8 protein-coding genes and 1 pseudogene are annotated in these 6,108 nt (G+C 63.6%); 4 read left to right on the forward strand and 5 right to left on the reverse strand.

Annotated elements, in window-relative coordinates; all coding sequences use genetic code 11:
• The first annotated feature begins 52 nt into the window (after window positions 1-52).
• Window positions 53-289, forward strand: a complete 237-nt coding sequence (locus tag AYR66_RS15805; RefSeq protein WP_088708299.1) for a hypothetical protein — start codon at window positions 53-55, stop codon at window positions 287-289.
• A 170-nt stretch (window positions 290-459) separates the two neighbouring features.
• Window positions 460-999: a bacteriohemerythrin gene (locus tag AYR66_RS15810; protein WP_088708300.1), complete on the forward strand. Its 540-nt coding sequence runs from the start codon at window positions 460-462 to the stop codon at window positions 997-999.
• On the opposite strand, the gene AYR66_RS15815 is transcribed toward AYR66_RS15810, so the two are convergent.
• Window positions 996-2,459: an alpha/beta hydrolase gene (locus AYR66_RS15815; protein WP_088708301.1), complete on the reverse strand. Its 1,464-nt coding sequence runs from the start codon at window positions 2,457-2,459 to the stop codon at window positions 996-998. The genes AYR66_RS15810 and AYR66_RS15815 overlap by 4 nt on opposite strands.
• A 217-nt stretch (window positions 2,460-2,676) precedes the next feature.
• On the opposite strand from AYR66_RS15815, the gene AYR66_RS15820 reads away from it, so the two are divergent.
• Entirely contained in the window at window positions 2,677-3,699 is a 1,023-nt protein-coding gene (locus AYR66_RS15820; protein ID WP_088708302.1) for an isocitrate/isopropylmalate dehydrogenase family protein, read from the forward strand.
• Window positions 3,700-3,720: 21 nt separating this feature from the next.
• Here the strand turns inward: AYR66_RS15820 and AYR66_RS30440 are convergent, their stop codons facing one another.
• On the reverse strand, window positions 3,721-3,846 hold the full coding sequence (locus AYR66_RS30440) for a hypothetical protein (RefSeq protein WP_272938347.1): 126 nt from the start codon (window positions 3,844-3,846) through the stop codon (window positions 3,721-3,723).
• 100 nt (window positions 3,847-3,946) lie between these two features.
• Here AYR66_RS30440 and AYR66_RS15825 point away from each other — a divergent pair.
• Window positions 3,947-4,171, forward strand: a pseudogene (locus AYR66_RS15825) (alpha-hydroxy-acid oxidizing protein); the annotation flags it as partial.
• Here AYR66_RS15825 and AYR66_RS15830 read toward each other — a convergent pair.
• The 3 genes from AYR66_RS15830 to AYR66_RS15840 form a co-directional block, all read right to left on the reverse strand.
• Window positions 4,152-4,478 carry a DUF2149 domain-containing protein gene (locus AYR66_RS15830; protein WP_088708304.1) on the reverse strand — a complete coding sequence of 109 codons (327 nt, stop codon included), beginning with the start codon at window positions 4,476-4,478 and terminating at the stop codon, window positions 4,152-4,154. The pseudogene AYR66_RS15825 and the gene AYR66_RS15830 overlap by 20 nt on opposite strands.
• Window positions 4,475-4,909, reverse strand: coding sequence for a MotA/TolQ/ExbB proton channel family protein (locus tag AYR66_RS15835; RefSeq protein WP_088708305.1), 435 nt, complete (start codon window positions 4,907-4,909; stop codon window positions 4,475-4,477). The genes AYR66_RS15830 and AYR66_RS15835 overlap by 4 nt, the downstream gene beginning before the upstream one ends.
• Window positions 4,906-6,108, reverse strand: a 1,203-nt coding sequence (locus AYR66_RS15840; RefSeq protein ID WP_141104252.1) for a cobaltochelatase subunit CobN, incomplete at its 5' end; no start/stop codon positions are given. The genes AYR66_RS15840 and AYR66_RS15835, both read right to left, overlap by 4 nt.

A 6,108-nucleotide genomic window follows, 5' to 3' on the forward strand; every position in this document is an offset into this window, starting at 1 on the left:
TTGCCTGCACGCGCCGGTAGACTGCTCGTGCCTTTATCGTGGATTTATGGATATGAAAACTGCCCTCAACTGCCTGCTCCTGTCCCTGTGTGCCGTGACCGCCGGCGCCATTTCCGCCGAGCCGGAAAAGACCGGGCGTGTGGCCGAAGTGCAGAAGGATATCAACTCCATCGTCGCCAACTGCGAAAAGAAGAAGCTGCCTGCCGAAGAAGAAATCGAGTGCATCGAGCAAGGCTTTCTTGAATTCATGGAAGAGATGGCCGAGCAACGCGCCGCGTCCATGCGCTGATTTCTCGCCACCTGACGGCAGCAGGGTTATTTTGACCCAGATCAATGTTGCCGAAAATCAATAAGTCGTACACTCAGTCCACGGCAGTGCTCCACGCGTTGCCGATGGCACTGGCATGACACGCCTCTCTCATTCCGCTCCGCGCAGCGTCATCATTCGGGAGAACCCACATGGCACAGGAAGATCCGAAAAAGCCCTTCGTCATCGAATGGCGCCAGGGATTCAAAGTGAACATCGACCAGGTGGACGATGAGCACCAGCACCTGTTCACGCTGGTCAAGGCGCTCAACCTGGATTCTGTGCAGCAGACGGTGGAAGAGCTGCTGGACTATGTGGTCGTGCACTTCTCCAACGAGCAGGCCTTGATGGAAAAGAGCGGTTATCCGGCCTTCGAGCAGCACCTGAAACTGCATGAGGATTTCGCTGGTCATGTCGCCGATTTCCTCGGAAACGGCGATGCGTGGACCGAGGAGCGCGTGCAGGAATTGCGCCGCTTCCTCAACAAATGGCTCGTTGGCCACATCATGACCCATGACCTGCGCTTCGGTAAGTGGTATGCCGAGCATATTGCATCGCCGGCGGCCCAGCAGAGGCAGGTATCGCTCGCGGAGAAAGCAGCCGCCATCAAGCCGCAGTTGCAGCCGCAGGAGCACAGTGCGCCCGTGCAAAAGCATCGCGGATTTTTTGCGACGCTATTCGGTTTGCGTTAGGGGCAGGACGGCAGCAGCTTTCGCACCGGCCCCAGCGCATCGGGATCGTCCGACCCGGTAGTGTTTCGCGTGAATGCGCATCCATAGCTCGCGCTGCCGACCGTCGCAGCATCCAAGACTTCATCGCCGCCCGGTTTCGTCCCGGTCAATTCCCAGTTCACCATGGCCTCGAAGGCATCCACTTGTTCCGCGATCGTGAAATCGCAGTGCCCCGGTGTCCGGATCGCACGCTGCACCAGCCAGCGGTCGCTGCCGTTCGCCGCCGCGCGGCGCTTGTAGATCTGCTGCATGCTGAACGGCACGAACAGGTCGCCGAGTCCGGCCAGCGTCACGACCGGGACGTCGAACTGGCCATTCACCTTCGGCACCCAGCGCAAGCCGTCCCCGCGCCGCGGATTGGCGTCCTGCGCGGGCGTCACGCGCAGGATTGTGCTGTTCATCGTTTGCTCTTCCGCCGACAACGCCGGATCGCCATCGAGCTGGTAGACCACGCCGGAAGTGTCGGCAATGTTCTTCTCGAGGATGCCGTCGATGGTGCCGTCATCGCCGAACCGCCGCCACACAGGATCCTGCATCGGCTTCAGCCGGAAACTGTCTTCCGCAATCGGCCTCGGTCCGCCGGTCAGGCTGATGAAGGCCGCCATCAGCTTGCGGCCCTGGTCAGTCGGGATGGCGGGAAAGACCAGCCACAGCTCACGCTTGATGCGGTCTTCCTTGGACGCGAAATCCGTCACCGGGAAGGCGGTGGCGGGTACGCCGGCAAGGTACTGCGCCGCAAACTGGTAGGCCGCTGCGTAAGTGAAGAGCTCGGTGTCTCCGACATTGGCGCACATCGGCACTGCGCCGTTGTATCGCAGCTTGTTGATTGCGGTTTCCTGGGTCTCCCGTTCCACTGCGGCGGCGGCGACGTGCCCGCCCATCGATACCCCGACGATGTAGATTTTTGACGGAGCGGGCAGCGGGCGGTTGTTCTGCGCCGCGATCGAGGTAAAGGCGAGGGCAAGGGCATTGGTGTCCTCGATGCCTGCCCGGACGTCATAGCCGTTCTTGCTGAAGCTCGACGCAGCCCAGGCGTAGCCGTTTTCGATCAGGTGGCGGCGGATGGGGATGTCGGATACTTCCAGTGCAGGATCGAGCCCTTCATAGCCATGCGCATAGAGGACGAGCCGGCCGTTCCAGTTGCGCGGTACTTCGACGCGGTAGCCGGCGCCGTTCAGCACGCCATGCCAGCGGTCGGTCTCCGCGGTGACATCGGGCATCGGGCCGAACGGAAGTTGCGCCGCATCGAAGGTATAGGTCCTGCTGTCCTGCAGCCGCCCGGCCTGCACGCTTGCGCCGGTGGCGGGCGTGGACGGCGCGGCAGGCGGGGGACTTTCCGCTGCTGCGGGCGTCTCATCCTTGCCGCCCCCGCAAGAGGCCAGGAGCAGCAGGACTGAGAGGAATGCGCTTGTTCTTTTCATTGTCGTCTCCGGTTCCGGTTCATTGGTATTGAGGCAATCGAGTTCGCCTTTTATCCTGAGAGACAGACAAGGGATGACAATTGTCAAAGAGTCGTCCTGACACGGCAAAAAATCTTTGCCGGTGAGAAGCGGCGGGATGCCAGGATGTAAGCCTGCTGACAGCCAAGCGGTGCTACCCTCGACGGGATTTGCTGACAAACAGGACAAGGAGCTGACAATGGCAACAGGAGAGCGGATTCCCGCAACGCTGATTCCAGGCGATGGCATCGGACCCGAAGTGACGAAGGCCACCGTGGATGTGCTGGACGCGCTCGGCGCGCCTTTTGAATGGGAAACGCAGGCGGCAGGCATGGCAGCCGTCGATGCAACCGGCGATCCCTTGCCGCAGTCGACGCTGGACAGCATCCGCCGCAACAAGCTGGCGCTCAAGGGGCCGCTGACAACGCCAGTCGGCGGCGGCTTCCGCTCCGTCAATGTCCGTCTGCGCGAGGAGTTCAAGCTCTACGCCAACCTGCGGCCGGCCAAGACCATCATCCCGGGGCGCTACGAAAACATCGACATTGTGCTGGTGCGCGAAAACATCGAGGGGCTGTATGTGGCGCACGAGTATTTCGTGCCCGTCGGCGACGATCCGCGCGCGGTTGCCGTATCGACCGGCGTCAATACGCGTGAAGGTTGCCGGCGCATCGCCCGCTATGCATTCGACTATGCGGTCAAGAACGGACGCAAGAAGGTCACCATCGTGCACAAGGCCAACGTCCTCAAGGCACTGACCGGCATCTTCCTGGAAGCAGCGCGCGACGTCGCCAAGGAATACGCCGGCCGGGTCGAGGTGGATGACCGCATCGTCGACGCCTGCGCGATGCAACTCGTGCTCAATCCCTGGCAGTTCGACATGTTGCTGTGTACCAACCTGTTCGGCGACATCCTGTCCGACCAGCTCGCTGGCCTGATCGGCGGCCTCGGCATGGCACCCGGGGCGAATATTGGTGACCAGGCCGCCATTTTCGAAGCGGTCCACGGCTCCGCGCCCGACATTGCCGGCAAGGGTGTGGCGAATCCGGTATCGCTTCTGCTGGCAGCGGCAATGATGCTGGACCACGTCGGCAAGCAGGACCTTGGCAACCGTATTCGCAACGGTATCCAGGCAACCCTGCTCGAACACAACGTGCGAACGCGGGACCTCGGCGGCACCGCCTCGACCACCGAATTCACCTCTGCCTTGATCAAGCGCCTCTGACGGCGCGGGACCGGGAAGGCATCAGCCGGACTTGCCTTCCCGCTCGGTCTTCTTCTTGCCGGGCGGTACCCGCTTGGTATTCCGGAACTCGCTGTACTTGGTTCCTGTCTTGTCGGCGGGATACTTGTTCTTCGTGTTGGCAGCCATCGCGCCCTCCAGTCTGTCAAAACCCGTTAGTTGGGTGTCAGCCCTGAAGGTTCACACCAAGGCAGGCTGTTTATTGTGCTTTATGCAAGACGGAGAGCGGGGAGGCATCCGCCGCGGCACCGATGTGCTCAAGGCACTTGCGCACGGCGCCGATGCCATCCTGGTGGGACGGCCCGCCGTCTTCGGCCTCGCCGATGCCGGCGTCATGGGCGTGTCGCACGTATTGCGCCTGCTGCGCGACGAACTGGAAATCGCGATGGCGTTTTGCAGCTGCAGGACGCTAGCGGAAGCGGACCGGTCCCTGCTTATTTCGCCGGCTTGCTGACGCCGGCGCTTCCATCGATCAGCACCAGCTTGCCAGTCTTCGGATCGCGGAACACTTCACCGACACGGTCATAGCCGCTGCCGTTCTGCGTGAGGCCAGTATCCGGCCGCGAGATTTCCCGGCCTTTTTCCACGGGTTGCGGCACCTTCAACGCGCTTTGCGTGCCGGCCGCCAGCGCGGCGAGCAGACCGCAGGCGAAGACCAGCATCACATCGACCAGGTTGACGAGGCTCGCGCGCGGGTCTTCGTCATGATCATCGAAGCGGGCGTCGAGGCGCGAATACAGGCGCAGGCGTTTGCGGCTCATTCCATGGCCTCCAGCGTTTCTTCATACCAGCGGCGACGCAGCTTGCCGACGACGAGTCCGGCGATGCCAGCGACCAGGCCGAGCACTGTTGCATCGAAGGCGACGGTGACCGCGCTTGCGAGCTGTGCGGGATCGCCCTTGCCGAGCGCGGCAAGGCCCGGCCCAAGCGGAATGATGGTCGCCATCAGGCCGAGCATCGGCGGGATGCGGGCGAGCAGGTCGGCGCGTTCCAGGCGATGACGGGCGACGGTTTGCACGCGGACTATGTCGCCGGTCGCGCGAAGCCGGGCGAGGCCGTAGAGGCGTTCGCCGGTGGCGATGCCGGCTTCGACCAGTGCGACCGCGCAGGCCAGCAGCAGGGCAGCCAGCGCCGGGGCGAGCAGCCAGGTGACAGCATCGTGCAGCCAGGCAAAGGAAAGCATTTCATTCATTGGAAACTCCTTGTGGATGAGAGGGGCCGCCCACCGCGCCACAGGCCGAGGGCAAACAGGATGAAGCCGGCGATGAGCAGGCCGAGAAACTGGATGGTGCGGTCGCTTCGACTCGCGGAGTCCGAAACGGTGTTGAGTTCGTAGTAGCGCGGAGCGGGCGCCGCGGGAGCCGGTGCTTCGTCCTTGGCGGGCGGCGACGGTGCATTGCCGGTGGCGACATGCGCTGATACCTGAGCGGCAACCGGTGTTTCACCCCTGGCCTTGGCCAGCGTCACGCCCAGCGCCTGGGCGTCGCCGGCGTCCAGCTGTGGCGCCAGCCACGACCACATCGGATGGTTAGGCGCGGTATGGCCGCTGCCGGGCAGGCCGTTCTTTGCGACTAGCCGGGACAGCTCGCCGCCGAGCTGGCGGATGGTCGCGGCATCGGTTTTCCAGAATCCCTTTTCCGCAGCCACCATGAAGATGGCGAGCATCTGCGCTTTGACGTGGGCGTTGTGGCCACGGCCGAGGAATTCAGGCAGGCCGAGTTTTCGCGCATCGTCGAAATACACGGATTTGACCTCGTCCCACGCCCAGTTCTTCACCAGGTCGGGGCGGGTGACTTGCCAGCCCCAGAGGTTTTCGAGGAATTCAGTGCCCATGGTACGCGCGCCCGAATAACCGTGCGCCATCAGCGGCTTGAGCCAGGCGGGATTGAGGAAGCGGCCGCGCAGTTCGCCCAGCAGCGCGGTGGCCAGCGGTTCGACGTCGGCGCGTCCGGGATCGGCGTGCTGCAGGATCAGCGCTTCCGGCGGCCGGCCGGTGCGCCCTTCGACAGCCAGCGACAGGCCGCCGAGGTAATCGAAGGCATCGTTGTTGTCGAGCAGGCCGTAGAGGTTGCTTGCCCGGCCATGATAGGTGCGGGTGATGCCGGTGAGCGCAGTGTCGAAAGCGGCGTGGCTGGCTTCGCCCTGGTCGGCGAGGCCATAGGCGTGGCCCAGGCGCTTGCTGTAGGCGCGCGCGATTTCCTCGCGGTCGCGCCACGCGCCGGAACGTTCGGTGAGGCGGTTCACGCCGGCGCCGTAGGCACCGGGGGCGTCGCCGAAGATGCGCAAGGCGGCGGCGCGGCCGGCCTCGCGCAGCGGCATGCCGGACTGTTCCAGCGCGGTGTAGCGGTTCAGCCATTCGCGCGCCACGAAATTGGCGGAGACGGGTTCGCT

The sequence above is a fragment of the Noviherbaspirillum denitrificans genome (genome assembly GCF_002211445.1).
Lineage (GTDB): Bacteria > Pseudomonadota > Gammaproteobacteria > Burkholderiales > Burkholderiaceae_D > Noviherbaspirillum > Noviherbaspirillum denitrificans.